22 protein-coding genes are annotated in these 25,948 nt (G+C 71.6%); 12 read left to right on the forward strand and 10 right to left on the reverse strand.

Going from position 1 to position 25,948, the window contains the following annotated elements:
* Positions 1–6: 6 nt before the first annotated feature.
* The 3 genes from ACFYQA_RS08055 to ACFYQA_RS08065 all read right to left on the reverse strand — a co-directional run bounded on the left by ACFYQA_RS08055 (position 7) and on the right by ACFYQA_RS08065 (position 2,499).
* Positions 7–708, reverse strand: a complete 702-nt coding sequence (locus ACFYQA_RS08055; protein WP_388913187.1) for a TetR/AcrR family transcriptional regulator — start codon at positions 706–708, stop codon at positions 7–9.
* 178 nt (positions 709–886) lie between these two features.
* A complete protein-coding gene (locus tag ACFYQA_RS08060; RefSeq protein ID WP_388913190.1) occupies positions 887–1,843 on the reverse strand; it encodes a sugar ABC transporter substrate-binding protein in 957 nt (318 codons plus the stop codon).
* Between the two features lie 35 nt (positions 1,844–1,878).
* A complete protein-coding gene (locus ACFYQA_RS08065) occupies positions 1,879–2,499 on the reverse strand; it encodes an FAD-dependent monooxygenase (RefSeq protein WP_388913193.1) in 621 nt (206 codons plus the stop codon).
* Positions 2,500–2,970: 471 nt separating this feature from the next.
* On the opposite strand from ACFYQA_RS08065, the gene ACFYQA_RS08070 reads away from it, so the two are divergent.
* Positions 2,971–4,704 (forward strand): MFS transporter, encoded by a 1,734-nt coding sequence (locus ACFYQA_RS08070; protein WP_388913196.1) that lies wholly within the window; start codon positions 2,971–2,973, stop codon positions 4,702–4,704.
* A gap of 167 nt (positions 4,705–4,871) precedes the next feature.
* Positions 4,872–5,843, forward strand: coding sequence for an Lrp/AsnC family transcriptional regulator (locus tag ACFYQA_RS08075; protein ID WP_388913199.1), 972 nt, complete (start codon positions 4,872–4,874; stop codon positions 5,841–5,843).
* Positions 5,844–5,901: 58 nt separating this feature from the next.
* Here the strand turns inward: ACFYQA_RS08075 and ACFYQA_RS08080 are convergent, their stop codons facing one another.
* From ACFYQA_RS08080 to ACFYQA_RS08090, 3 genes are all read right to left on the reverse strand, one after another.
* Positions 5,902–6,537 (reverse strand): hypothetical protein, encoded by a 636-nt coding sequence (locus ACFYQA_RS08080; protein WP_388913202.1) that lies wholly within the window; start codon positions 6,535–6,537, stop codon positions 5,902–5,904.
* Between the two features lie 333 nt (positions 6,538–6,870).
* On the reverse strand, positions 6,871–7,242 hold the full coding sequence (locus tag ACFYQA_RS08085; protein WP_388913205.1) for a TraR/DksA family transcriptional regulator: 372 nt from the start codon (positions 7,240–7,242) through the stop codon (positions 6,871–6,873).
* Between the two features lie 66 nt (positions 7,243–7,308).
* A complete protein-coding gene (locus tag ACFYQA_RS08090) occupies positions 7,309–7,635 on the reverse strand; it encodes a TraR/DksA family transcriptional regulator (protein WP_388913207.1) in 327 nt (108 codons plus the stop codon).
* A 282-nt stretch (positions 7,636–7,917) separates the two neighbouring features.
* Here ACFYQA_RS08090 and ACFYQA_RS08095 point away from each other — a divergent pair, with 282 nt between their 5' ends.
* The 4 genes from ACFYQA_RS08095 (at position 7,918) to secD (ending at position 12,414) form a co-directional block, all read left to right on the forward strand.
* Complete coding sequence (locus ACFYQA_RS08095; RefSeq protein WP_388913608.1) at positions 7,918–8,871, forward strand: histidine kinase; 954 nt, start codon at positions 7,918–7,920, stop codon at positions 8,869–8,871.
* A complete protein-coding gene (locus ACFYQA_RS08100) occupies positions 8,868–9,533 on the forward strand; it encodes a response regulator (RefSeq protein WP_388913210.1) in 666 nt (221 codons plus the stop codon). Before ACFYQA_RS08095 ends, ACFYQA_RS08100 begins: the two co-directional genes overlap by 4 nt.
* Positions 9,530–10,012 (forward strand): hypothetical protein, encoded by a 483-nt coding sequence (locus ACFYQA_RS08105; RefSeq protein ID WP_388913213.1) that lies wholly within the window; start codon positions 9,530–9,532, stop codon positions 10,010–10,012. The genes ACFYQA_RS08100 and ACFYQA_RS08105 overlap by 4 nt, the downstream gene beginning before the upstream one ends.
* A gap of 65 nt (positions 10,013–10,077) precedes the next feature.
* Positions 10,078–12,414, forward strand: a complete 2,337-nt coding sequence (gene secD, locus ACFYQA_RS08110) for a protein translocase subunit SecD (protein WP_388913216.1) — start codon at positions 10,078–10,080, stop codon at positions 12,412–12,414.
* A 143-nt stretch (positions 12,415–12,557) separates the two neighbouring features.
* Here secD and ACFYQA_RS08115 read toward each other — a convergent pair whose 3' ends face one another.
* Positions 12,558–14,474, reverse strand: a complete 1,917-nt coding sequence (locus ACFYQA_RS08115) for an ABC transporter ATP-binding protein (RefSeq protein ID WP_388913219.1) — start codon at positions 14,472–14,474, stop codon at positions 12,558–12,560.
* Between the two features lie 72 nt (positions 14,475–14,546).
* Here ACFYQA_RS08115 and ACFYQA_RS08120 point away from each other — a divergent pair, with 72 nt between their 5' ends.
* From ACFYQA_RS08120 to ACFYQA_RS08145, 6 genes are all read left to right on the forward strand, one after another.
* The gene (locus tag ACFYQA_RS08120) at positions 14,547–15,566 is read left to right on the forward strand and encodes a YbhN family protein (RefSeq protein WP_388913222.1); all 1,020 of its coding nucleotides are present in this window, start codon (positions 14,547–14,549) and stop codon (positions 15,564–15,566) included.
* Between the two features lie 230 nt (positions 15,567–15,796).
* Entirely contained in the window at positions 15,797–16,894 is a 1,098-nt protein-coding gene (locus ACFYQA_RS08125) for a mechanosensitive ion channel family protein (RefSeq protein ID WP_388913224.1), read from the forward strand.
* A gap of 196 nt (positions 16,895–17,090) precedes the next feature.
* On the forward strand, positions 17,091–19,310 hold the full coding sequence (locus ACFYQA_RS08130) for an NADP-dependent isocitrate dehydrogenase (protein ID WP_388913227.1): 2,220 nt from the start codon (positions 17,091–17,093) through the stop codon (positions 19,308–19,310).
* A gap of 390 nt (positions 19,311–19,700) precedes the next feature.
* Entirely contained in the window at positions 19,701–21,062 is a 1,362-nt protein-coding gene (locus tag ACFYQA_RS08135) for a bifunctional o-acetylhomoserine/o-acetylserine sulfhydrylase (RefSeq protein ID WP_388913230.1), read from the forward strand.
* Positions 21,059–22,210, forward strand: coding sequence for a homoserine O-acetyltransferase (locus ACFYQA_RS08140; protein WP_388913611.1), 1,152 nt, complete (start codon positions 21,059–21,061; stop codon positions 22,208–22,210). The genes ACFYQA_RS08135 and ACFYQA_RS08140 overlap by 4 nt, the downstream gene beginning before the upstream one ends.
* A gap of 95 nt (positions 22,211–22,305) precedes the next feature.
* Entirely contained in the window at positions 22,306–23,103 is a 798-nt protein-coding gene (locus ACFYQA_RS08145; RefSeq protein ID WP_388913233.1) for an N-formylglutamate amidohydrolase, read from the forward strand.
* A 57-nt stretch (positions 23,104–23,160) separates the two neighbouring features.
* Here the strand turns inward: ACFYQA_RS08145 and ACFYQA_RS08150 are convergent, their stop codons facing one another.
* The 3 genes from ACFYQA_RS08150 to ACFYQA_RS08160 are packed head-to-tail and all read right to left on the reverse strand — an operon-like array spanning position 23,161 to position 25,771.
* Entirely contained in the window at positions 23,161–23,661 is a 501-nt protein-coding gene (locus tag ACFYQA_RS08150) for a hypothetical protein (protein ID WP_388913614.1), read from the reverse strand.
* A gap of 44 nt (positions 23,662–23,705) precedes the next feature.
* Positions 23,706–24,281, reverse strand: coding sequence for an RNA polymerase sigma factor (locus ACFYQA_RS08155; protein ID WP_388913236.1), 576 nt, complete (start codon positions 24,279–24,281; stop codon positions 23,706–23,708).
* Positions 24,282–24,340: 59 nt separating this feature from the next.
* A complete protein-coding gene (locus ACFYQA_RS08160) occupies positions 24,341–25,771 on the reverse strand; it encodes a S8/S53 family peptidase (RefSeq protein WP_388913239.1) in 1,431 nt (476 codons plus the stop codon).
* Between the last annotated feature and the right edge of the window lie 177 nt (positions 25,772–25,948).

The following is a 25,948-nucleotide window of genomic DNA, read 5'->3' on the forward strand; positions in this document are numbered from 1 at the left end:
ACCCGCTCAGGCTTCGTCCACCGGAACGGCCGGAACGGCCGGTTCCGTGAGTCCGGCGGCCAGATGGTCGAACACCGTTCGGAAGACGGCCTCGAAGGTGGCTTCGTCCTGCCGCACGCACCAGTACTCCGCGGCAACCCGGACGGCCGTGGTGCCGACTGCGGCCAGCAGTCGCGGATACAGCCCCAGGGCCTGTCTCCTCTGTTCCCCCTCGGCCGTCCCGAAGGGGGGACGGTCCCCGGTGAACAGCGGCGAACCGGTGCCGATGCGCTCCGCGAGCGTCTCGGCCAGAGTGAACTCGTCCTCGACGTGGGCGCCGATGCTGCGCGCGAGCAGGTACGGTGACCTGCGCAGCACTTGGGAGTGCAGCTGCCACAGTTCGTGCTGCTGTTCCACTTCTCCCAGTTCCGCGGCCAGCGCGTCGCGCAGCGCCGCCAGCGGGGGCATGTCGGCGGGCGCGGCGAGCACCGCCCGCCGGATGCGCACGCTCGACTCCGCGCCCACCATCATGAACGCCTCGTCACGGGAGTCGAAGTAGTTGAAGAACGTGCGGGGCGATACACCGGCCGCTTCGCTGATCGCGTCGACGGTGACGTTCTCCGCGCCGTGCTCCGCCGCCAGCCGCACCGCGGCCGCCACCAGAGCAGCGCGGGTCTCCCGCTTCTTGCGGCTCCGAAGCCCACCCTCTGCGGGGTCCCTGTCACTCACTCGTGCAGGATACGCAAATATGCAGAGCCTGCAAAAAATATATTCGACCCCGACCCCGGTCCTCTTCTCCTCCTCGCCTCCCCGGTGACCGCGCCCCTCAGGGACGTGAGGTGCGACAGCCGCCCATGGCGGTGAAGTACTCCGTGGCGAGGACGCTCCGCCGACCGGGCGGCCGGTGCTACCCGGCCGGGCAGTACTGGGGAGCCTCCTCCCTGTTGTCCTTGGTGATCAGAGTGAGCGGAATGCCGGAGACCTTGCCCTTCTCGCCCTTCTCCATCAGGTCGGCCGTGCTCCTGACCGCCGTTTCGCCGATCACCTTGGGAGAGTTGGCGACCGTGGCGGAGAAGCGGCCGTCCTCGACGGCGGCCAGGCCTTCCTCCGTGCCGTTCTCGGTGACGATCTTGATATCCTCGCCGCCGCGGGAGTCGAAGACCTTGCGGGCGGCGAAGGCCATCTCCTCGTTCGCGACGAAGACGTAGTCCATGTCCGGGTGCGCCTCGATCATGTTCTCTGCGACGTCCTGCGCCTTGACCGGGTTGAACATGCCGGGCTGGTCGGCCACCACCTTCGCGGTGTCGGGCAGCGCCTCGGTGAAGCCGGCGACCATCAGGTCGGAGGCGGCTCCGGGAGCACCCGCGATCACTCCGACCTGCACGGGCTCGCCGCCCGCGTCCTCGGCGACCCAGCCGGCGTCCAGGGCGCCGAGCCCCTTCAGGTCCACGGCGGCGGCACCGAGGATGCCGGAGACGTCGTCGGTGGCGAGCGAGGCCAGGTAGAGGGGCACGCCCGCCGCCTCGGCCTTGGCCATGTCGCCTTCCAGTGCGTCGATGTTGACGGTCTGCACCATCAGCACGTTGGCCTGACGGGTGATCATGTCCTTGATGTTGGACAGTTCCTTGGCCGCGTCCATCCGGGAGTTGGCCGTCTTGAGCGTGACGCCCCGCGCCTTCGCCTCCTGTTCGACGGCCTTCTGCAGACAGGTGGCGAACTCACTGGTGTCGCCGTTGACGAATCCGATGGTCAGCGCGGCGCCGTCACCGCTCGCGGCGCCGGCGCCGCAGCCGCCGACGGCCGCGACGGAGCCGAGGGCCGCCGCGACGGCCGGCCATCTGAGTGCGCGTGGGGAAGGGGTCATGCCGGACTGTCTTTCGCCGTGCGGGAGGAGGGGGCTCAGATGGGCTGGACCATGCGCTCCAGCACGTGCTGGGTCAGGCCGGCGTGGTCGAAGTCAGGGTGGGATGCCGGGTCCATCTCGTACTCGCCGATCGCGACCGACGATTCCACGATGCGCTTGCACCGCTCGTAGCGGCGCTCGCTGTAGGCCTTCAGCGCGGTCTCGTGGTCGGTGTGGGCGGACAGGCACTCGGCGAGTACGACGCCGTCCTCGATGGCCTGGGCGGCTCCCTGCCCGAGGTGCGGGGTGACGGCGTGGACGGCGGCGCCGATGAGCGCGATCCGGCCGTTGTGCCAGGGCGCGGGCGCGATCAGCCACTCCTCCGGGCGGAACACGATCTGCGCCGAGTCGTTGGTGTGCCGGTCGCGGACGCGTCCGGTCAGTCCACCGAACGGGGCCAGCCGCTCACGCAGTTCGTCCGCCATCCGGTCCTGTTCGAGCCGAAGGCCCTCTTCCCAGGTGGTGTTGTGGAACAGGTAGGCCGGGTCGGGGCCGATCGGCACGAAGCCCGCCATGCCCTCGGGACCGTTCTGCAGGATGATCCGGTCGATCTCCGGTTCCCGGGGGATGTTGAGCCGGAACGCCGACTGGCCCAGGTAGACCGACGATGAGAACACTGCCTCGGCTCATTTCAACCACCTGATGTCGTTCGTCCGGCTCCGTACGGAAGTGCACGGAGCCAAGGTGTGCCGAACGTAGAGGAGAGCCGGGCCGGCCGGAAGTAGCCGGAAACGCACGGTTAAATTGCGTTCCCGCACCCTTCCCGCACTCTTGCCAATCGACGGGAATCCCACCCATCGCACGCGATCCGGGGAATCCAGAAATGCGGTGCCGTACCGTGCGGGTCGCGATGGAATCCGGTCCGGTGTGGATTCCGTCAGCCGTTACGACGTCGGTGAACTGGGACGATGCGAAGAACCGAAGACGCATCGGCCGGGCGTGCGAGCGAAATACCGGGATTTCGCCTTCCTGATGTCGGATTCCCTCGGCGGTCCGGTCGCTGGCTGGCCTGTGACGGTCCTCGCCCTTCACAGTGGAGCCGATTCATTCGATATCCGCGGTGCCGGGCACCGCACGGGAGCATTTCCTTGAACGCTTCTCGAAAGGCGGCCGGAGACGGCCGTAGGGCAGCCGTGATCGCGTTGGCATGCGCCGGCGTCTTCGTCGCCTATCTGCCGGTGACGACCGTCGCGGTGAGTCTGCCGGTGATCCAGCAGGCTCTGGGCGCCACGACCGCGGAACTGTCGTGGGTCTCCGACGCCTACGTGCTGCCGGTGGCCGCGCTGATCCTCACCGCGGGCGTGTTCGGCGACGTGCACGGCCGCAAGAAGGTCTACCAGGTGGGCATGGCGCTCAGCGCGGCGGGCGCGGCGGTGTCCCTGAGCACCCAGTCGATCGGGATGCTGTGGGCCGGCCAGGCGCTGGCCGGTGCGGGAGCCGCGGCACTGCTGCCGGTGACGCTGGCGCTGATCAGCCAGGCCGTGCCGGACCACCGTGAGCGCGGCAAGTACATCGGCTGGTGGACGACCTGCATGATGGCGGCCATGGTGGTCGGCCCGCTGATCGCGGGTGTGATCGTCGAGCACGCCTCATGGCGGTGGGTCTTTCTGCTGCCGCTGCCGGTGTCCCTGGCGACCATGGCGGTGGCCGCGCGGCTGCTGCCCGGTGACCGGGCCACCTCCCGGCGCAAACTGGACTGGCCCGGTCAGGTCACCGCCGCGGTGGCCATGACGGCCCTGGTGTACGGGGTCATCGAGGGCGGCGCCGATTCGTTCACCGCTCCGCAGACCGTCGTCGCGCTGGTGGTGGCCGTGGTGAGCGGCACACTGTTCGTCGTGGTGGAGCGGCGCAGCGAGTCGCCGATGCTGGAGCTGTCCCTGTTCCGCAGCCCGGCCTTCACGGGCTCCACGCTGGTCGTGATGATCAGCTTCCTCGGACTGATCGGCTTCTTCTTCGTTCTGAGCCTCTATCTGGGCATGGTGCAGCAGTTGGACACCTGGCAGTCCGCGGTGCGCCTGGTGCTGGTCAACGTCGTCTCGATGATCATGGGCATGGTGATCGGGCCGGTGATGCGGCGGGTGTCGCCCCGGGTGATCATCACGGCCGGCATGCTGATCAGCGCGGCCGCCCTGCTGTCCCTGACGACGCTCGGCCTCACCACCTCGTTCGGGTCGCTGGCCTGGCGGCTGGCCCTGCTCGGCCTGGGCCTCGGTATCGCCTTCCCGTGCATCACCAGCACCGCGGTCTCCGCGGTGCCCGACCGTCAGGCCGGCATGGCCGCCGCGGGCAACAACGCCTTCCGGCAGCTCGGCGGCGCGCTGGGTCCTGCCGTGCTCGGCACCCTGCTGGCGACGAAGGCGGCCGACACACTGCCCGCTCACCTCGCCGACGCGGGTCTGAACGGCGGCACGGCACAGTCGATCACCGACACGGTCGGGGCCGGAGGACTGGGCGCCGTCGCCGGCATGGAACTCGGCGCGGACACCGGCCGGGCGATGGGTGCCGTCTCCGAGGCGTTCCTGGAGGGCCTGCGCCTGTGCCTGACCGTCTCCGCGGTCCTGCTGGTCCTCGCCGCCCTGGCCGCGGCCGTCCTGCTGCGGCGGCGGACGGGAGCGTCCGTCACGGTGGGCGCGGGCGGTTCGGACGGCACGCCCGCCACCGCGGGCGCGGGCAGCGCGTCCGCTCCGGCGGACATGGGCAAAACGTCCGGCAGCACCACTGTCGCCGTGGGGGCGAACGGTACGTCGGGCCGGCCCGCAGAGCGGCCGGAGGCCGTGGATTCGTCCTCCGGCCGGAACACGGGCGGCTCCCCCGGGCGATGACGCCCCCGCCCGCCTCCGTACCCGGTCCCGCGCTCTCACGGCGCGGGACCGGGTACGGAGCGAAGGCCGGGGCCGGAGGCCGGGGCGTCGTGCCCCGGGGCGGGCACGGTCCTACGATGGCTGCCCGCCCTTCCCCCCGGCCTCACTCAGGAGAGACCAGCAGACCAGTGACCCCCTCGCCCCTCGACTCCCTCGACCTCAAGCTGCTGCAGGCCCTCGAACTCGACGGGCGGGCCTCCTTCAGCCGTATCGCCCAAGTGCTCGGGGTGTCCGACCAGACCGTCGCGCGCCGCTTCAGACGGCTGCGCACCACCATGAACCTGCGGGTCACCGGTATGACCGACGACAGCCGCCTGGGCAGGGACGGCTGGATCGTCCGGCTCGGCTGCAGCCGGAACACCGCGTCGCAGCTGGCCGGCACCATCGCCGGACGGCCCGACACCCACTACGTCGACCTGGCCGCCGGCGGCACCGAGGTCGTCTGTGCCATCAGCCCGCGCAGCAGCCAGGAACGGGACGATCTTCTTCTCGAGCGGCTCCAGCGCATCCCGCATGTCACCTCGGTCGGCGCGCACTGCATCCTGCGGTCCTACTACGGCAACTCCCTGCGCTGGCTGCGCAAGATCAGCGCGCTCGGTCCGGAGGAGGAGGCAGCCCTGCGGACGCCCGCCCCGGGTCCCTCGATGTCGCCGGTCGTTCTCGACACCACCGATCAGGTCATGCTGGAGACGCTGCATCGCGACGGCCGTGTCCCGCTGACCGAGCTGCAGTCGGCGACGGGGCTGTCCGAGACGGCGGTGAAGAAGCGCCTGGGACGGCTGCGGGGCACGGGGGTGCTCCACCTCGCCGTCGAGTACGACCACGAGCCTCTCGGGCAGGGCATCGAGGCGCTGATCTGGCTGACGGTCGCCCCGCACGCCCTCGCCGAAGCGGGCGCGGGAGTGGCCGGCCATTCGGCGGTGCGGTTCGCCGCCGCCGTCACGGGGCGGACGAACCTCGTCATCTCGGCTCTGTGCCGCAGCACCGAGGAGCTCTACACGTTCCTCAGCGAGGGGATCGGTGCGCTGCCCGGCGTCCACACGGCGGAGACCGTCCTCACGCTCCGCCGGGTCAAGACCCTCACCGCCGAGCACAGGTGACACCAGGACCGGGCGCGCGTACGGGGCTGCGCGAGTTCCCCGCCGGCCGCGCGACGGTTCATCCGGATGTCGTCCAGCGGGGGGCCGTCTCGGCCCAGGCCCTCTCCCAGGCGGCGAGGTTGCGGCGACGCACGGCATGGCAGGTCACGGCGTGGGCGGCGGCGCCGGTGAGGACGGTTCCCACAGCGGCGAGGAGGGCGCAGCCCATGCTGCGGCTGCGGACCTGTTCACGCGTCAGCGGCGGCTCGCTCGCCTCGCCGTCGGCGGTGACCCAGATACGCACCTGGCTGCCGGCCGACAGGCCCGGTGGGACCTCGGCCCGGGTGGTGGCGGTACGCCCGTCGGCGGTGGTGAGGCGGACCTCGGCCGGGTAACGGGCGAGCTTCGCCTCGTCGGATCCGGGCTCCGGATGGCGCGGGACGTCCTCGGTGAGGGTCGCGCTCGTCTCGTGCCGGGTCAGAGTCTGGTGGCGGGCCGTGTCCGCGTAGTGGCGGTGGGCGAGCTCTGCGACGACGACGCCTGCCACGGGCGCCACGACCAGTACGGCGAGCAGCAGTCCGAGACCGATCCGGGCCTGGAAACGGTCGGTGGGGCGGCGCAGGGGGTTGAGCCGCCGGCGCCACGGCCGAGGGCCCTGGAGCGGGCCGAGGCGGGGCCCCGGGGGCGGTTGCGCGGGAGGAATGGTGCCCGCCACGTCGTCACTCCTTCGAGGTGGGTCGGTCTCGGGGCCTGGGTCACCGGCGCCCGGCGGAATGCGCCGGGCGCCGGTGACGGTGCCCTCCGCACACGGCACCGCCCCGGTGAGGTGCGCACCGGGGTGTCCCACCGGGAGCGGTCCGGTGGGACGGGCGTCCGCGGCGGGGGGCGGCCGCCGCCTGCGCGCCCGGGACGGTGGGTGCAGCGCGCGGGCGGAGGAACGGGGGCCGGGCGGGTCACCCGTGTACGTGCCCCGCACGCAGGTGATCCGCCCGCACGTGTCTCGTACGCACGTGCTCCGGCCGGTCCGGTGGCCGGTGGTGTGCCGTGGTCATCGCGCGGCCTCCCGCACCTGCTGGCAGCGGGCGCAGTAGCGGGCCTGCGGAACGATCAGCAGCCGGTCGCGTTCGACGCGGCCGCGGCACAGGTGACAGACGCCGTAGTCCCCGGCGTCCATGCGGGTGAGCGCCGCTTCCACGTCGGCGAGTACCATCCGGGCGGACGCGGCGAGCCTGACCTGGACCTCGAGCTGGCCGGCGACCGGTGGTGCACCCGGGTCCCCCGGGTGCGGCCCCGCATCGACGGCGAACTGGCGCAGCTGGTCCCTGCGGAACAGCTGTTGTTCGCACAGGTTCGCACGCAACAGCGCGAGGTCCTCGGATGTGAGGACCTCGCCGTGCTCGTCGATCGTCTGGTGGGTCACCACTGCACCCCCCTTGGGCGGAGCGGGAGAGGAATACGGACGGGGCGGGGCCGGGAGCGGATGCGGTCAGGCCGCGCGGCTCTGGCACGAGACGCAGTACCGGGTGTGCGGAAGGATCTCCAGCCGCTCCGCCGGAACGGGCTTGCTGCAGCCCAGGCAGGTGCCGTAGCTGCCGTCCTCGACGCGGGCGAAGGCCTCGTCGATCTCCTTGAGGACGCGCTTGATGGAGTCCCGCTGGTTGGCCAGCAGGTGGTCGTCGGGGCTCTGCCCTGTGTCATCGAGGGCCTTGAGTTGTGCCACCCGTGTGGTGCGCGCGTGTTCGAGGCGCTGCCGGATCTGGTCCACGGCGGGGTGGTCGGTGCGCGATTCGGTGAGGGGCAGGTCGAGCGACACGGAAAGTCTCCTCCGGTTACAGGTGGTCGATCCATCACCATCCCCGTTCGCCCGCCCGGAACCCATCGGGCGCGATACCCATCTCTGCCGGGTCCCAGGACCCACCCCGGGCGGCATGGGCCCGTCGGACGGGGGAAATGGGTCATGGAGCCCATCGACCGAATATCGTCAGCTCGTGCACTCTGTCGGTTTCGCTGTTCGCCGGGATCAGGGGCCGCTGCCGCATCGGGTGTCGCGGTGCCCGACAGTAGAGGCAGACGAAAGAGGAAAGGCGTGACCTCCGTGTCCCTGTACTGGCGGATCTTCGGACTCAACGCGATGGTGCTGGGCGCGGCCACGGCGTTGTTGCTGTGGGCTCCGGTGACCGTGTCCGTGCCGGTGCTGCTGACCGAGGCGGTGATCCTCGTGGGCGGCATGAGTGTGATGCTCGTCGCCAACGCGGCCCTGCTGCGGGTCGGGCTCGCTCCGCTGGACCGGGTGACCCGGCTGATGGCCACCGTCGACCTGCTGCGGCCCGGCCAACGGCTTCCGGTGCGCGGGGGCGGGGAGGTCGCCGAGCTGGTCAGCACGTTCAACGCCATGCTGGAGCGGCTGGAGAAGGAGCGCGCCGCGAGCAGCGCCCGTGCCCTGCTCGCCCAGGAGGCGGAGCGGCGCCGGATCGCCGCCGAACTCCACGACGAGGTCGGGCAGAGCATGACCGCCATCCTGCTGGCCCTGAAGCAGGTCGCCGACGAGGCACCCGCTCCGCTGCGCGACGAGATCCACCAGGTGCAGGAGATCACCCGGGCGAGTCTGGACGAGGTCCGCCGGCTGGTGCGCCGGCTGCGTCCCGGCGTGCTGGACGATCTCGGTCTGATCAGTGCGGTCACCTCACTCGCCACCGAGTTCGCCACGCACACCGGGCTGCGGGTGCACCGCCGTTTCGGTGCCGATCTGCCCACCCTGGACAACGGCACGGAGTTGGTGATCTACCGTGTGGCGCAGGAGAGTCTGACCAATGTCGCCCGGCATGCCGAGGCGCGTTCCGCGACGGTGAGCCTGTACCGGGACGACGAGCGTGTCGTTCTCGAGGTGACCGACGACGGCCGTGGCATCGGCGCCGCCCACGAGGGGGCCGGCTTGCGCGGTATGCGTGAACGGGCCCTGCTCATCGGCGCCACACTGGACATCACTCCCGTCGCCCGGACCGGTACCCGGATCCGGCTGGCCGTGCCCGCCGTCAGGAAGCAGTCATGAACCACCAGGCCCCACCGACCCCGATCCGCATCCTGCTCGCCGACGACCACGCCCTGGTGCGCCGCGGCGTCCGGCTGATCCTCGACCGGGAGCCGGACCTCGAGGTCGTGGCCGAGGCCGGCGACGGCGCGGAGGCGATCTCCATGGCCCGCGCCCAGGAGATCGACCTGGCGGTGCTGGACATCGCCATGCCCCGGATGACCGGTCTGCAGGCCGCCCGTGAGCTGTCCGCGCTGAAGCCGGGCCTGCGCATCCTGATGCTGACGATGCACGACAACGAGCAGTACCTGTTCCAGGCCCTCAAGGCCGGGGCCGGCGGGTACGTGCTGAAGTCGGTCGCCGACCGCGATCTGGTCGCCGCCTGCCGGGCCGCGATGCGGGACGAGCCGTTCCTGTACCCGGGGGCGGTCACCGCCCTGATCCGCAACTACCTCGACCGGGTGCAGCACGGCGAGGAGGCGCCCCAGCTGCTGACCCCGCGCGAGGAGGAGGTGCTCAAGCTGGTCGCCGAAGGGCACTCGTCGAAGGAGATCGCCGAGATACTCTTCATCAGCATCAAGACGGTGCAGCGGCACCGCGAGAACCTGCTGAGCAAGCTGGGGCTGCGGGACCGCCTGGATCTGACCCGTTACGCCATCCGCGCGGGGCTCGTCGAGCCTTGAACGCCACCCTGCCGGGACGTGTCTCCCGCACCGCCCGCCCTCCGCTCCGCGCCGTCGCGGTTCTGGCCGCCCTGGCGGCCGTTCTCCTGACCCTGGGGTTCGGCCTCACCGACGACCCCCGGGCCGTCCGGGCGGCTCAGCCGCCCGCCCACGACGCGCCTGCGGTGCCCGGCGCCCCGGCGCCCGACGGGCCGGAGCCGTCCGTTCCGGATCCCTCCCCCGCGCCCGGGCCCCACTCGTCCGGCATCCGTCCCCACACCGACGACGGCTGCACCGCCCGTATCGTCCCCCTGAGGCCGCAGCGCGACGCCGGGGAGCGCACGGTACCGGCGGGACATCTGCTCTTCACTCCCGCGCACACCCCCCGCACACCTCCGCAGCCGGCCCGGCCCGCCCCGGCGGCCGGGCACGCGCCGCCCGCCGCCGCCCACATGCCGTCGGACCTCGGCCGGGGGCCTCCCGGACCCTCCAGCACATGAGAGTCTTGTTCCTTTCCTCTCCGCCGCGTCCCGGACCGGCCGCGGCGTGACTGCTGGAGTCATCCGTGAAAAGTTCCGCCCGTATCCGGGCGTTGTTCGCACTTGTCGTGATCGCCCTGTCCGTCTACATCGCCGCGACGGTCCCCATCCGCCTGGGACTCGACCTGCGCGGCGGTACCCAGATCGTGCTGGAGACCCGTTCCACCGAAACCCTCGAGGCCGACGGCGAGGCGACGGACCGCACACTCGAGGTGCTGCGCGGCCGTATCGACGCGCTCGGTGTCGCCGAACCCACCATCGTCCGGTCCGGGGACAACCGGATCATCGTGGAACTGCCCGGCGTGCAGGACCCGCGACAGGCCGCCGAGGTACTGGGCCGTACCGCGCAGCTCACCGTCCACCCGGTGCTCGCCCCCGGTACCGATCCCGAGTCCGCCAAGAAGCTACCGAAGGGCGAACGCGTCCTGGCCGACGAGGCCGGAGAACGGCTCCACCTGGCCCCCGCCGCGCTCACCGGCCAGGACGTGAAGGGCGCCGAGGCCACCTTCGACCAGCAGAGCGGCGCCGGCTGGATGGTCAGCGTGGACTTCGCGGACGACAAGGGCTGGTCGAAGCTGACCGGCGAGGCGGCCTGCAACCCCGCGGGTGATCCCAAGCGCCGGGTCGCGATCGTGCTGGACGACAAGATCATCTCGTCGCCGCAGGTCGATCCGTCCGTGGCCTGCGGGGCCGGTATCACCGGCGGGTCCACCCAGATCACCGGGTCCTTCACCAGTGACGACTCCAAGGAACTCTCCCTGCTCATCAGCGGCGGTGCCCTCCCGGTGCCGGTCGAGACGGTCGAGCAGCGGACCGTGGGCCCGACGCTGGGCGCCGAGGCCATCGAGTCCAGCGCCTGGGCCGCCGCTCTCGGCACCACCCTCACCGCGCTGTTCATCATCGTCGTCTACCGGCTGATGGGCTTCCTGGCCACCGCGGCCCTGGCCTGCTACGGGGTGATCTCCTACGCCGCCCTCGCGGCCCTCGGCGCGACACTGACCCTGCCGGGCCTGGCCGGTTTCGTCCTGGCGATCGGCATGGCCGTCGACGCCAACGTGCTGGTCTTCGAACGAGCGCGTGAGGAGTACGGCAAACGCAACCGGCCCAGCAGCCGCTCGGCGCTCACCGCCGGCTTCAAGGGTTCGTTCAGCGCGATCGCCGACTCCAACGTCACCACGCTCATTGCCGCGGGGCTGCTGTTCCTGCTCGCCTCCGGCCCGGTGAAGGGCTTCGGCGTCACCCTGGCCATCGGTGTCCTCGCCTCCATGATCAGCGCACTGGTGATCACGCGGGTGTTCGCCGAGTTCGCCGTGGAGCGCAACTGGGTGCACCGCCGTCCCAAGATGACCGGTCTGGCCTCCATCGGGCGGGTCCGCGCCTATCTCACCCGCCGCGACCCGCAGCTCATGCGCCGCCCCCGCCGCTGGCTGGCGGTGTCCCTCCTCGTAGTCATCGTCACCGGCGCCGGCATCGTGGTGCGCGGGCTGAACTACGGTGTCGAGTTCACCGGCGGACGGCTGATCGAGTACTCGACCACCAACACCGTCGAGCCGGACCGAGCTCGTGAGGCCTTGGCCGACGCCGGCTTCCCGCAGGCCGTCGTGCAGTCCTCCGGGGACAACGGGCTGACGGTGCGTACCGAGGAACTGAGCAACGCCGAGGCGGTCGAGGTCGCCGAGGCCGTCGAGAAGGTCGGCGGCGGGGCGGAGAAGGTCCGCGACGAGCTGATCGGCCCGAGCCTCGGCGACGAGCTGCGCCGCAACGCGCTGATCGCACTCGGCCTGGCCCTCGTCGCCCAGCTCGTGTACCTCGCCTTCCGGTTCCGTTGGATGTTCGGTACGGCGGCGGTCGCCACCCTGGCCCACGACGTGGTGATCGTCACCGGCATCTTCGCGTGGCTGGGCAAGCCGATCGACGGGGTGTTCCTGGCCGCCCTGCTCACCGTGATCGGTTACTCGGTGAACGACTCCGTCGTGGTGTTCGACCGCGTCCGGGAACTGTGGCAGAAGGACCGCAAGGCACCCCTCGCCCAGTCCACCAACCTGGCGATCCTGCAGACGGTGCCGCGTACGGTCAACACCGGTATCGGTGTGATGTTCATCCTGGCCGCACTGGCTCTGCTGGGCGGTGACTCGCTCACCGACTTCGCGCTCGCCCTGCTGATCGGCATGCTGGTGGGCACGTACTCGTCGGTCCTGACCGCCTCGCCGCTCGCCATCGAGCTCGACGCGTACGGCGGCGACGGCAATCGCGGCCGTGGGCGTGGTCGCGGCCGTGGGCGTGGGCGTAGCGATTCCGGGCGCGGGAAGTCCGGCGACGGGGAGGGCTCGGGCCGGACCAAGGCCACCAGCCAGGCAACCTGACGCCGGGCGGTTCCCCGCGGGGAGCCGCCGTGCACACGCGAGAGCCGCCGCCGACCCCGGGACCGGGGTCGGCGGCGGCTCTGCGTGGGGCCCGCGGGCCCCACCGGTCCGCCAAGGGCGGCCAGGGGCTGCCAGGGAGAGGGCTACGCTGCCGCCGGTGCGCTGCGGTCGTGGTCCCGGTCGTGGTCGTGGTCCGTCGGCCGGGGGGCGAACTGGGCGCGGTGCAGTGCGGTGTAGCGGCCGTCGGCCGCCAGCAGTTCCTCGTGCGTGCCCCGTTCCACGATCCGGCCGGCCTCGACGACCAGGATCTGGTCCGCGGCCCGGACGGTGGACAGCCGGTGCGCGATGACGATGGCCGTCCTGCCCTCCAGGGCTTCCGCGAGCGCTTCCTGGACGGCCGCCTCGGAGGTGTTGTCCAGATGGGCGGTGGCCTCGTCGAGGAGGACGACCCGCTGCCGGGCGAGGAGCAGCCGGGCGATGGTCATGCGCTGGCGCTCACCGCCGGAGAAGCGGTAGCCGCGCTCCCCGACCACCGTGTCCAGGCCGTCGGGCAGGGAGCGGACGAGTCCGTCCAGACGGGCGCGGCGCAGCGCGTCCCACAGTTCGGGCTCGCTCGCCCCGGGCCCGGCCAGGAGCAGGTTGGCGCGGACGGTGTCGTGGAAGAGATGGCCGTCCTGGGTGACCATGCCGAGGGTGTCGCGCAGTGATCCCGCGGTCAGGTCCCGGACGTCGACGCCGCCCACCCGCACCGCGCCCGAGTCGACGTCGTAGAGGCGCGGCAGCAGCTGCGCGATGGTCGACTTGCCGGCGCCGGAGGAGCCGACGAGGGCCACGGTCTGCCCGGGTTCGGCGCGGAAGGAGATGCCGTGCAGAACCTCGGCGGAGCCGTGCGTGTCCAGGGCGGCGACCTCCTCCAGGGAGGCGAGGGAGACCTTGTCGGCGGACGGGTAGCCGAAGCGGACGTCGTCGAACTCCACGGAGACCGGGCCGTCGGGCACGGCGCGGGCGTCCGGCTTCTCCTCGATGAGCGGCTCCAGGTCCAGCACCTCGAAGACCCGCTCGAAGCTGACCAGGGCGCTCATCACCTCCACCCGCGCCCCGGCGAGGGAGGTCAGCGGCGCGTACAGGCGGGTCAGCAGCAGGGCCAGGGACACGACCGCGCCGGGCTCCAGGGCGCCGCGCAGGGCGAGGTGGCCGCCGATGCCGTAGACGAGGGCCAGGGCGAGCGCGGAGACGAGGGTGAGCGCGGTGATGAACACGGTCTGGGCGGTGGCCGTCCGTACGCCGATGTCCCGGACCCGGCGGGCGCGCACCGCGAACTCCTGCGACTCCTCCTGCGGGCGGCCGAAGAGTTTGACCAGGGTGGCGCCGGGCGCCGAGAAGCGCTCGGTCATCCGGGTGCCCATGGCCGCGTTCAGGGCGGCGGCCTCACGCTGCATTCCGGCCATGCGGCGGCCCATGCGCCGGGCGGGGATCACGAACACCGGCAGCAGCACCAGGGCGAGCAGGGTGATCCGCCAGGACAGGGTGAGCATCACGGCCAGGGCGAGCACCAGCGTGACGACGTTGCCGACCACGGTGGACAGGGTGTTGCTGAAGGCCCGCTGGGCGCCGATCACGTCGTTGTTGAGACGGGAGACGAGCGCGCCCGTACGAGTACGTGTGAAGAACGCGACCGGCATCCGCTGCACATGGTCGAAGACGGCGGTCCGCAGATCGAGGATGAGTTCCTCGCCGAGGGACGCCGACAGCCTCCGGCCGAGGATGCCGAGGGCCGCCTCCACCACCGCGATCAGTGCGATGAGCAGGGCCAGCCGGACGACCGTGGCCGAGTCGCCGTCGGACACGATGGTGTCGACGACGCGTCCGGCCAGGACGGGGGTGGCGACGGCGAGCAGCGCGGTGCCGGCTCCGAGCAGGACGAAGAGGGTCATGCGGCGGCGGTGCGGGCGGGCGAATCCCGCGATGCGGCGTAGCGTTTCCCGCGCGAAGGGGCGGCGTTCCTCCTCCGCATTCATGACGCTGCGCAACTGGGTCCAGGCGGTGGTCTCCATGCTCATGCCGGAGAAGGTAGAGCCTCAAGCATTGTTGAGGTCAAGGCCCGCCGCCCGTTCGGGGCATTCGAGGTCCGTATGACGCGCCGACAGCCGCTGCCCAGCCGTAAGCCGCCGTCCGGCCTGCCGCCACCCGCAGTTGGCGCGGGGCGGAAAGGCTTCCTTGATGTGACGCGGACCATCCGCAGGATCCTGTACGTCCTTCCCCTGCTGCTCGTGACCGTGGTCGCGGTGCGGCAGCGGTCGGTGCTCGCCGACGGCTTCGTCCATCTGGGCACCGCGCGATGGCCCTGGCTGCTGGCCGCGGCCGGCACGACCTGTCTGACCTGGGGGGCCGCCGCGTGCACCCGGCAGGGCGCGGTCCTCGAACGGCTCCCCGCGCGACGGCTGCTGGCCACGCAGTTCGCGGCGGGCGCGGCCAACCATCTACTGCCGACGGGGCTGGGCGCGAGCGCGGTCAACCTGCGGTTCATGACGGTGTGCGGGCTGTCCCTGACCCGTTCCTCGGCCGCCCTCGCGCTGTATCTGCTGGCGGAGTCCATCGGCCGGGTGGCCCTGCTGGGCGCGCTGCTCGTCGCGTTCCCGGACGTGCTGCGTCCCGGATCCCTGCTGCCCGAGGGCGCGTTGGGCCCTCTGCTGCTCGCGCTCGGCGCGGTGCTGGTCGTCGCGGCGGCCGTGCTCGCGCTCGTACGGCGGGTACGGACGGCCGTGGTCTCCTTCCTGCGGACGGCACTCGGCGAGGCCCGGTCGGTGCACACCCGGCCGTCGAGGGCGCTGGCGCTGTGGGGCGGTGCGCTCGCGTTCCCGGCGTTGCAGACGGCGTCGCTGATTTTGGTGGGGCTGGCGCTGGGGCTGTCGGTGCCGGTCGCCCACATGGCGGTGGCGTATCTCGCGGCGACCGTCGCGGTCGCGCTGGTGCCCACACCGGGCGGGCTCGGTTCGGTGGAGGCCGCCCTGATCGTCGCGCTGGTCGCGGTGGGCGGGGCGGCCGCGGTGGCCACGGCGGTGGTGCTGGCGTTCCGGGTCGTCACGGTGTGGCTGCCGTTGCTGCCCGGCGCTCTGACACTGGGCGCACTGGTACGGCTGAAGGTGATCTGACCAGGGCGGCAGCAGGGCACCTCCCGGCCCCGGCGTGGTACGAACTGCCCTGCCGGATACGGCAGGATGAGCAATCGTGCCGACCTCCGGCCGGTTCGGCACGGCACACCCTCCCGGGCCGCACCCTCCCGGGCCTCGCCCTCCCGGGCACCCCCGAACGCGAGCAGGTGACGAGACGTGACACGACATCACATACGCCCCATTGCAAGGGCATCTGCCGGAGGTGAGCGATGACGCGCGCGCTCACCATGAACGATGTGCTGTTCGCCGGTATCGCGGTCGCCGCGGGCCTGGTCGCGGCGTTCCTGCTGCGCATGCTGCTGCGCTGGCTGGGCCGGCACGCGGACCGGACCCAGTGGCGCGGCGACGACGTCGCCGTGGACGCCCTGCGCATGATCGCGCCGTGGGCGGCCCTCGCGGGCGGCGCCGCGTCCGCGGCGGCCACGCTGCCACTGACCCGGACCGTGCAGCACAACGTCAACCAGACGCTGACGGTGCTGGTCATCTTCGCGGCGACGTTGTCGGTGTCGCGGGTGGTGGCCGGCCTGGTGCAGTCGGTGACCCAGGCCCGGTCCGGCGTCGCCGGCTCCGCCACGATCTTCATGAACATCACCCGCATCCTGGTCCTGGCGATCGGCTTCCTGGTGGTGCTCCAGACGCTGGGCATCTCCATCGCCCCGATGCTCACCGCTCTCGGCGTCGGCGGTCTGGCGGTCGCGCTGGCGCTCCAGGACACGCTCGCCAACCTGTTCGCGGGCATCCACATCCTCGCCTCCAAGACCGTCCAGCCCGGTGACTACATCCGGCTGAGCAGCGGCGAGGAGGGCTACGTCGAGGACATCAACTGGCGTCAGACGACGGTCCGCGCGCTCTCCAACAACCTGGTGGTCATCCCCAACGGGCAGCTCGCGAAGACGAACATGACCAACTTCATGCGTCCCGAGCAGGAGCTGACCATCCTGGTGCAGGCCGGGGTGTCGTACGACAGCGACCTGGAGCAGGTCGAGCAGGTGACCAGGGAAGTGGTCACCGAGGTGATGACGGAGATCACCGGAGCCCTCCCGGAGCACGAGCCGGCGGTGCGTTTCCACACCTTCGGCGACTCCCGCATCGGGTTCACCGTGATCCTCGGCGTCGGCGAGTTCAGCGACCAGTACCGGATCAAGCACGAGTTCATCAAGCGCCTGCACCGGCGCTACCGCGAGGAGGGCATCCGCATTCCGTCGCCCGCGCGGACGGTGGCGTTGCAGCAGGGCTCGGTGGTGTTCCCGCAGCAGCGCGGCACCGAGCCGGAGCCGGGCGACATGACGGCGTCCCGCCCGGTCTGACGTACGGCGGACAGGCCGGTCCGCGGCGGTCCGCCGCGGACCGCGGTGGGCGGGGCGGGGCGGCCGCCTCCGGGGGCCGAAACCCATGGGGCCCGACACGATCGGCCCCCATGCGGTCCGGACCCCTGTCGAGCTCAGGACGCGTACGGGATATCTTGATGTCGAGCAATGTTGCAGACGTGGAGCGGAGCACCCGGTGACTGACTCGACCATCATCTATACGCACACTGACGAGGCCCCCGCACTGGCGACGTATTCGTTCCTGCCGGTGGTCCGGGCGTACGCCTCACAGGCGGGTGTCCCCGTGGAGACGCGTGACATCTCGCTGGCCGGACGCATCATCGCCGTGTTCCCGGAGTACCTCACCGAGGACCAGCGCATCCCGGACGCCCTCGCCGAGCTCGGCGCGCTGGCGAAGACCCCCGCGGCCAACATCATCAAGCTGCCGAACGTCTCGGCGTCGATCCCGCAGCTCAAGGCCGCGGTCGCCGAGCTCCAGGGCCAGGGCTACGCGCTGCCGGACTACCCGGACGACCCGAAGACCGACGAGGAGCGCGAGATCCGCGCCCGCTACGACAAGATCAAGGGTTCCGCCGTGAACCCGGTCCTGCGTGAGGGCAACTCCGACCGCCGCGCCCCCGCCTCGGTCAAGAACTACGCCAAGAACCACCCGCACCGCATGGGTGCCTGGAGCGGCGAGTCCAAGACCGACGTGGCGACGATGGGCGAGAACGACTTCCGCTCCACCGAGAAGTCCGCGGTGATCGCCGAGGACGGTGCGCTGCGCATCGAGCTGGTCGGCGACGACGGCACCACCACGGTGCTGCGCGAGTCCGTACCCGTCCTGAAGGACGAGGTCGTCGACGCCTCCGTGATGCGGGTCGCCGCGCTGCGCGAGTTCCTGACCGCGCAGGTCGCCCGCGCCAAGCAGGAGGGTGTGCTGTTCTCCGTGCACCTGAAGGCCACGATGATGAAGGTCTCCGACCCGATCGTCTTCGGCCACGTGGTGCGCGCCTTCTTCCCGAAGACGTTCGCGCAGTACGGCGAGCAGCTCGCCGCGGCCGGCCTCAGCCCGAACGACGGTCTGGGCGGCATCTACAAGGGCCTCGAGGGCCTGCCCGAGGGCGCCGAGATCAAGGCGTCCTTCGACGCCGAGCTCGCCGAGGGCCCGGCGCTGGCGATGGTCGACTCCGACAGGGGCATCACCAACCTGCACGTCCCCTCGGACGTCATCGTGGACGCCTCCATGCCGGCCATGATCCGCACCTCCGGCCACATGTGGGGCCCCGACGGCCAGGAGGCCGACACCCTCGCGGTGCTGCCGGACTCCAGCTACTCCGGTGTCTACCAGGCCGTGGTCGAGGACTGCCGCGCCCACGGCGCCTTCGACCCGTCCACGATGGGCTCGGTCCCCAACGTCGGCCTGATGGCGCAGAAGGCCGAGGAGTACGGCAGCCACGACAAGACCTTCGAGATCCCGGTCACCGGCACCGTCCGCCTGGTCGACCAGGCCGGCGATGTCGTACTGGAGCAGGCCGTCTCCGCCGGCGACATCTTCCGCGCCTGCCAGACCAAGGACGCGCCGATCCGCGACTGGGTCAAGCTGGCCGTCACCCGCGCCCGCGCCACCGGCGACCCGGCCGTGTTCTGGCTGGACGAGACCCGCGCCCACGACGCCAACCTGATCGCCAAGGTCGAGCAGTACCTGGCCGAGCACGACACCGAGGGCCTGGACATCCGTGTCCTGAACCCGGTCGAGGCCACCAAGCTGTCGGTGGAGCGCATCCGCCGCGGTGAGGACACCATCTCGGTCACCGGCAACGTGCTGCGCGACTACCTCACCGACCTGTTCCCGATCCTGGAGCTGGGCACCAGCGCCAAGATGCTGTCGGTCGTCCCGCTGATGGCGGGCGGCGGCCTGTTCGAGACGGGCGCGGGCGGTTCCGCGCCCAAGCACGTGCAGCAGCTGGTCAAGGAGAACTACCTGCGTTGGGACTCCCTGGGCGAGTTCTTCGCCCTGGTGCCGTCCCTGGAGCAGTTCGCCGAGACCACCGGCAACACCCGCGCCAAGGTCCTCGCCGACGCGCTCGACCGTGCCACGGCGACCTTCCTCAACGAGGACAAGTCCCCGAGCCGTCGCCTCGGCGGCATCGACAACCGCGGCAGCCACTTCTTCCTGTCCCTGTACTGGGCGCAGGAGCTGGCCGGGCAGACCGAGGACGCCGACCTGGCGAAGGCCTTCGCCCCGCTCGCCGAGACCCTCGCCACGAACGAGCAGAAGATCGTCGGCGAGCTGATCGCCGTCCAGGGCGAGCCGGTCGAGATCGGCGGCTACTACCAGCCCGACCCGGCCAAGGCAGCCGCGGTCATGCGTCCGTCCGTGACGTGGAACGAGGCGCTCGCGTCGCTGAGCTGACGCGAGCAGGCAAAGGATCCACTGGCTCCGCCCCGGTCGGCATGACGCCCGGCCGGGGCGGAGCCGTGTTCGGCGCCGGCCCGGCCGGCGGGCCGTGCCCCGGTCACATCACGTTCGTGAATGCCGCGTGAAGAGACCGACCACCTACTGAGACGCCATCTCATTTTCAGCTCCCCTCGTCGTAGTATCGAGCTGGTGACGCGCTGCCACCGCGCACGTGTCACCACTACGGCGTGTCGCGCGAGAAGCCGACACCCACGTCGGCACGTGGTCCTTCCCGACGCCCTGATCCCCAGGGACATCCGGCACGCCCCCGCACCCCACAGGTACGTCCGCGGATCCGCACGCCCACCCGTCGTCCGCGCCCGCACTGCGCACGAGGAGCACACCGTGAGCCAGCCCACCGAACCCGTCCCCGCCGGTCACACTCCCGAGGAGACGTCCACCGGTCCCGACATGTCGGCCTGGTCGTTCGAGACGAAGCAGATCCACGCCGGCGCCGAGCCCGATCCCACGACCGGGGCCCGGGCCACGCCGATCTACCAGACGTCCTCGTTCGTGTTCCGGGACACCCAGCACGCGGCCGACCTTTTCTCGCTGGCGGAGCCGGGGAACATCTACACCCGCATCCACAACCCCACCCAGGACGTCTTCGAGCAGCGCGTCGCCGCCCTGGAGGGCGGTGTGGCGGCGGTGGCGCTGTCCTCGGGGCAGGCCGCGCAGACGCTGGCCCTCCTGACACTCGCCGGGACCGGCGACCACATCGTCTCGGCCTCCTCGCTGTACGGCGGAACGTACAACCTCTTCCGGCACACCCTGCCGAAGTTCGGCATCGAGGTGTCCTTCGTCGACGATCCCGACGACGCCGATGCCTGGCGGGCGGCCGTCCGGCCGAACACCAAGGCGTTCTTCGCCGAGACGCTGGGCAATCCGCGGGGCAACGTGCTCGACGTGCGGGCGGTCGCGGACGCGGCGCACGGGGCGGGCGTGCCGCTGGTCGTGGACAACACGATTCCCACGCCCTATCTGCTGCGCCCGCTCGAGCACGGCGCGGACATCGTGGTGCACTCGGCGACGAAGTTCCTCGGCGGGCACGGCACCACGCTCGGCGGCGTGGTCGTGGACGGCGGCACCTTCGACTTCGGCGCGCACGCCGAGCGGTTCCCGGACTTCACCGAACCCGACCCCAGCTACCACGGCCTGCGCTACTGGCCGGCGCTCGGACCCGGTGCGTTCGCGATCAAGCTGCGCGTCCAGTTGCTGCGCGACCTCGGACCGGCCATCGCCCCGCACTCCGCCTTCCTGCTGCTGCAGGGCGTGGAGACGCTGAGCCTGCGCATGGAGCGGCAGTCCGCCAACGCGCAGGCGCTGGCGGAGTGGCTGGAGCAGCGTGACGAGGTGGCGGTGGTGCACTACCCGGGCCTGCCGTCCAGCCGCTGGCACGAGGCAGCGCGGACGTACCTCCCCCGCGGTGCCGGCGCGGTGTTCTCCTTCGAACTGAAGGGCGGTGTCGAAGCGGGCAAGCGGTTCGTGGACGGTGTGGAGCTGTTCAGCCACCTCGCCAACATCGGTGATGTGCGCAGCCTGATCATCCACCCGGCGTCCACCACCCACAGCCAGCTGGACGAGGAGCAGCTCGAGGCGACCGGCACCGCGCCGGGTCTGGTACGGCTCTCGGTCGGCATCGAGAGCCTCGTCGACCTCACGGCCGACCTGGAGTCCGGTTTCCGCGCGGCCAAGGGTGCCCCCTGAGCGCCTTCGCAGCCTCCGGAACATCGGTTCCCCTCCCGTCGGCCACCGGGGCCTGGCAGGAGGGGGACCCGCCCGGACGGCGTCAATGGCATGCCCTCGGTACGCCGCTGCCGCTGGAGGCGGGCGGTGAACTCCCCGGTGTGGAATTGGCGTTCGAGACCTGGGGGCGGCTTGCGCCGGACGGATCCAATGCCGTCCTGGTGCTGCACGCGCTCACCGGGGACAGCCATGCGGCCGGACCGGCCGGCCCCGGTCATCCCACGGCGGGCTGGTGGGACGGGTTGATCGGGCCCGGCCTGGCCCTCGACACCGACCGCTGGTTCGTCGTCGCCCCGAACGTGCTGGGCGGCTGCCAGGGCAGCACGGGACCGGCCTCGCCGCGCCCCGGCGGGCGGCGCCGGTGGGGCGGTGCCTTCCCGTACCTGACCCAGCGGGACCAGGTCGCCGCCGAGGCCCGGCTGGCGGACGCGCTCGGCGTCGGGACGTGGGCGCTGGTCGTCGGCGGTTCGATGGGCGGGATGCGTGCCGTGGAGTGGGCGGTGACGCATCCGGAACGCACGGGGGCACTACTGCTGCTCGCCACCGCGGCGGCCGCGAGTGGCGAGCAGATCGCCTGGTCCACCCTCCAGATGCACGCCATTCGCAGTGATCCGCACTGGCGCGGCGGCGACTACCACGACACCGACCGGGGCCCGCACGCCGGACTGGGGATCGCCCGCCGCATCGCCCACGTCACCTACCGGAGCGAGCCGGAACTGTCGGCCCGGTTCGGCCGGGAGCCGCAGGGAGCGGAGGATCCGTGGCGCGGCGGCCGGTACCAGGTCGAGTCGTACCTCGACCACCACGCGGTCAAGCTCGTCCGGAGGTTCGACGCGGGCAGCTACGTGGTGTTGACGGAGGCGATGAACGGCCACGACGTGGGACGCGGCAGGGGTGGCGTCCCTGCGGCCCTGCGCCGGGTGACCGCGCCCGCGCTGGTGGCCGGGGTCGACTCGGACCGTCTCTATCCGCTGTCCCAGCAGGCCGAGCTGGCCGCGCACCTTCCCGGTGCCGACCGGCTCAGAGTGGTGGAGTCGCCCTACGGACACGACGGTTTCCTCCTCGAGACGGAACAGGTCGGCGCACTGATCCGCGAGTTGCTGGGGTAGTCGGCACGGCGGCCCCCGGTCTCGACGTGTTGTCAGTGGTGTGTGGCACCTTGATCACGCCGTGCACCACTGACGAACCCTCCTGGAGCAGCCTGATGGCCGACACCCCGCAGTCCTACGATCTCCTCCCCGGAGCCGGGGACTCCCCCGTGATCCTCCATGTGCCGCACTCCTCGCGGGAGATACCGGCCGAGGTGCGGTCCGGGATCGTGCTGGGCGACGCGGAGCTGGAGCGGGAGCTGGACCACATCACCGACGCGCACACCGCCGCGATCGCCGAGGCCGCCGCCGAGGCGGCCGGGATCACTCCGTGGCGGTTCGTGAACGGGCTGTCCCGGCTGGTGATCGACCCCGAGCGGTTCCCGGACGAGCGCGAGGAGATGCTGGCGTCCGGGATGGGCGCGGTCTACACCAGGACCACGCACAAGGAGGCGCTGCGGCCCGACGGGTTCGACCACGGGCCACTGATCGAGCGGTACTTCCGTCCGTACGCACAGGCCATGACCCAGGCGGTGGCGGACCGTCTGGCGGCCACCGGGCGGGCCGTGATCATCGATGTCCACTCCTACCCCACCGCGCCCCTGCCCTACGAACTCCACGGCGTGGGCCCGCGCCCGCCGGTCTGTCTGGGCACTGACGCCTTCCACACGCCGGCCGGTCTGCTCGACGCGGCCCGCGAGGCGTTTGCTTCCTGCGGGGAGACGGGACTCGACAGCCCCTTCGCCGGGACGTACGTGCCGCTGGAGTTCTACGAGAAGCGGGCGGAGGTGACGGCGCTGATGGTGGAGATCCGCAGGGACACGTACATGACCGAGCCGGGCGGCCCCGCGGGCCCGGGCCTGTGGGACCTCGCCTCGGCTCTCCGGACCCTGGTGGAGGCCGTGTCGCGCTGACCGGGTGCCCTTCCCGTCACCCGGGCGTAGCGCGCTGCGCCCGGCCCGGGACACGGGTCAGGTGCGCAGCCACTCCGTCTCGACCATGTCCCCCGCGGTCCGCAGGCGCAGGGCGAACGGGCCGGAGGGCGGGGCGGCGCCGGCGAAACGGCCCATGTCGTCGGCGGTGAGGGAGGAGCCCGGCTGGGGTCCGCCCAGCACCTCGATCCGGGCCGGCTGGGGCGGCATCAGTTGCCCCATCAGGCCGTGCGCGGTCACCTCGACGTCCACGGTCACCTCGCCCACACTGAAGGTGAGCATCCGCGGCGGGGCCTCGGCCCCTCTGACCGGGATGGCGTCGACCAGCGAGTCGAAGCTCAGCTCGGCCACCTTGGTGTCCAGGTCGTGCAGGGCGTAGGCGTCCACGGCGATCTGCAGCAGCGCCGGCGGCAGCGGGTCCAGGACGGCGGCGGCCTGCCGGAGTTCCTCCTCCAGCAGGTCGGCGTCGACATCGCCGCCGACGGACTCCGCCGTCCCGGCGTGCTCGTCGAACGCGCCGTCGTCGAGGTCGTCGTCCATGCCGTCGCGCATACCGTCCGGGCCGTCCGTACCGTCCATGCCGTTCACATCGCCCCCCGTGCCTCGAGCCGGGCCCGCAGCCGGCGCAGACAGCGCTGGCGCAGGGGCCCGATACTGCCCACCGCGATACCGAGCGCGGCGGACACCTCCTGATAGCTCGGCGGCGGCGAGGCGATCAGCACGCGCAGCAACTGCCTGCACCGGTCGCCGAGTTCCTCGAACTCCTGCCACATCCGCCGTACCCGTTCGCTCTGGGCGGCGGCTTCCTCCGCCTCCAGCAGCGACTGCTCCGGTGTGCCGTCCTCGCTGACCCGGTCCAGGAGCTGCGGGTCGTCCGTCAGTGTCAGCCGGCGCGCGTTCCTGAGCACCTTCAGGCACTCGTGCCGCGCCGTGCTGGCCAGCCAGGCGCCCGTCTTCTCCGGTTCACGGATCCGCCCCAGATTCTGGGCGAAGCGGAACCACACCGTCTGGTAGACCTCGTGCGCGTCGGCGTCGGCGAGCCGGTGGGCGCGCACCACGGACCACACCAGAGGGCCCAGCCCCTCCACGATCGACTTCCAGGCCGCCGCGTCACCGCCAGCGGCGGACTGGACCAACGCGCCGACATCACTACGGTCCACTGCCCCACCCCTCGTGTACGGCAAGTCATCGTACGCCGTGGAGGGGGCGGTTCCGCACCTCATGTCCGGGTGGAGGGGAGCGCGACCGGCGTGGGACTCCAGGTGGCCGGTATGAGTGCCGGTACGTTTGCTCCGCGCACCTCGGCGACCTCCCTGTTCCCGTCCATCAGCTGCGTCCGGGCCTTGCGCGGGTCGGTCTCGGCCCGCGCGGTCATGTGGGCGGCGACCATGCCGACGGCGACAGGCGTGGCGAACGAGGTACCGCTCCATTGGGCGAGGCCCTCGAACATCACCTGGTCCGGCTTGCCGGAGCCGCCCTCCTCGCTCAGGACGCCGGCGTGCCGGGGGTGCCGGCAGGTGCAGGCGTAGTCGAAGCCGTAGCGGCAGGCATCGTAGGTGGAGTGCTGATACACGTACGGCACGGGGGTGTCGAAGCCGGTGAGCGCGCTGGTGAGGCGCTCGCCGGGAGCGTAGGCCTTCACCCAGGCGCCGTGGTTGCTGAAGCAGGCGCCGAACTCGCCGTCGCCGCGCAGAGCACCGATCGACAGGACGGCGTTCTCGAAGCCGGGGAGGTCGGCGTAGGCGGCGGGCCAGAACGGGGTGGCGCTGGAGTTGTTGCCGGCGCATGCGACCAGCAGGGTGCGCTGCTGACGGAGTTCCTGCATGAAGGCGTCGACGCCGAGCAGTCCGTCGGTGCGGCCGTTGGAGGTGCCGGCGGAGAGGCTGAGGATGTCGGGCCAGCCGCCCTGGTCGACGGCCTCGAACAGCTTCTCGCCGAACTCGGACTCCAGGATGGCGCCGGCGTCGTTCAGGGTGCCGCGGACGGTGATGTCGGTGTTGGGGGCGACGGCCGCGACGAGCCCCGCGATGAACGTGCCGTGGCCGCAGTACTGCCTCAGGATGCCGTCGTCCCCGCACTCCTCGACCTGGGCGTCGCCCCGGGTGTGGGCGAGGAGCGGGTAGGAGCGGTAGTCGTTCATGAGGCCGGTGTCGATGACGAGGACTCCTACGGCACCGGCCGGGGTGTGGGCGCCGTCGGCGACGGCCGGGTTGGGCTGCGCGCCGGCCTCCACGGGTACGGGCTCGTCGCCGGGGCAGGCGTTGACCGCGATCGACACCACGTGGTTGCGGCTGACCAGCCTGCGGCCGGTGCGGCCCTCCGGCTCCCGCAGGGCGCGCAGGGCGCCCGCGACGGCGGGGTCGCCGCTGCCGTCGCCCTGCCCGGGGTCGGCGACCCGGATGCGTGTGATGCCCGAGCGGTTGGTCTCCGGGCTCGTCCGGCGCACATGGTCGGCGGTCAGGCCCGCGAACGTGGTGAAGTGCCGGCGCACGGTGTCCTCGACGAGGCGCGCCTCCTCGCCGTCGCGGGCGAGCACGACGCCCTTCTCGTAGAGGAACTCTCCCGCGTCGTCCGGGCCGACCGCCAGGGGGACGTCGGGCATGGAGCGCTGGATCTGGTCGTACTGCTCACGGAATCGCTGTGGTGCCATGGCGTGTCCTCCACCGGGGCGATGGCGGCCGGGGCCGCGGAAGCTGTCGTAGAGCGGTGCTGTCGTCGTAGGACGGTGCTGTCGTAGAACGGAGATGCCATAGAACGAAGCTGCCGTAGAACGGTGCGGATGTCGGGTGGTGCCGGTGTCCGGCCGGGCTGCCGGAGAACGGCGCGT

This window comes from Streptomyces sp. NPDC005774 (assembly GCF_042871645.1).
Taxonomy (GTDB): Bacteria; Actinomycetota; Actinomycetes; order Streptomycetales; family Streptomycetaceae; genus Streptomyces; species Streptomyces pratens.

Excerpts from the sequence above, each read along its gene's own strand:
- ACFYQA_RS08120 (WP_388913222.1), top strand. The coding sequence starts at position 14,547 with ATGACGCGCCGACAGCCGCTGCCCAGCCGTAAGCCGCCGTCCGGCCTG.
- ACFYQA_RS08100 (WP_388913210.1), top strand. The coding sequence starts at position 8,868 with ATGAACCACCAGGCCCCACCGACCCCGATCCGCATCCTGCTCGCCGAC.
- ACFYQA_RS08160 (WP_388913239.1), bottom strand. The coding sequence starts at position 25,771 with ATGGCACCACAGCGATTCCGTGAGCAGTACGACCAGATCCAGCGCTCC.
- ACFYQA_RS08145 (WP_388913233.1), top strand. The coding sequence starts at position 22,306 with ATGGCCGACACCCCGCAGTCCTACGATCTCCTCCCCGGAGCCGGGGAC.
- ACFYQA_RS08060 (WP_388913190.1), bottom strand. The coding sequence starts at position 1,843 with ATGACCCCTTCCCCACGCGCACTCAGATGGCCGGCCGTCGCGGCGGCC.
- ACFYQA_RS08115 (WP_388913219.1), bottom strand. The coding sequence starts at position 14,474 with ATGAGCATGGAGACCACCGCCTGGACCCAGTTGCGCAGCGTCATGAAT.
- ACFYQA_RS08125 (WP_388913224.1), top strand. The coding sequence starts at position 15,797 with ATGACGCGCGCGCTCACCATGAACGATGTGCTGTTCGCCGGTATCGCG.
- ACFYQA_RS08150 (WP_388913614.1), bottom strand. The coding sequence starts at position 23,661 with ATGGACGACGACCTCGACGACGGCGCGTTCGACGAGCACGCCGGGACG.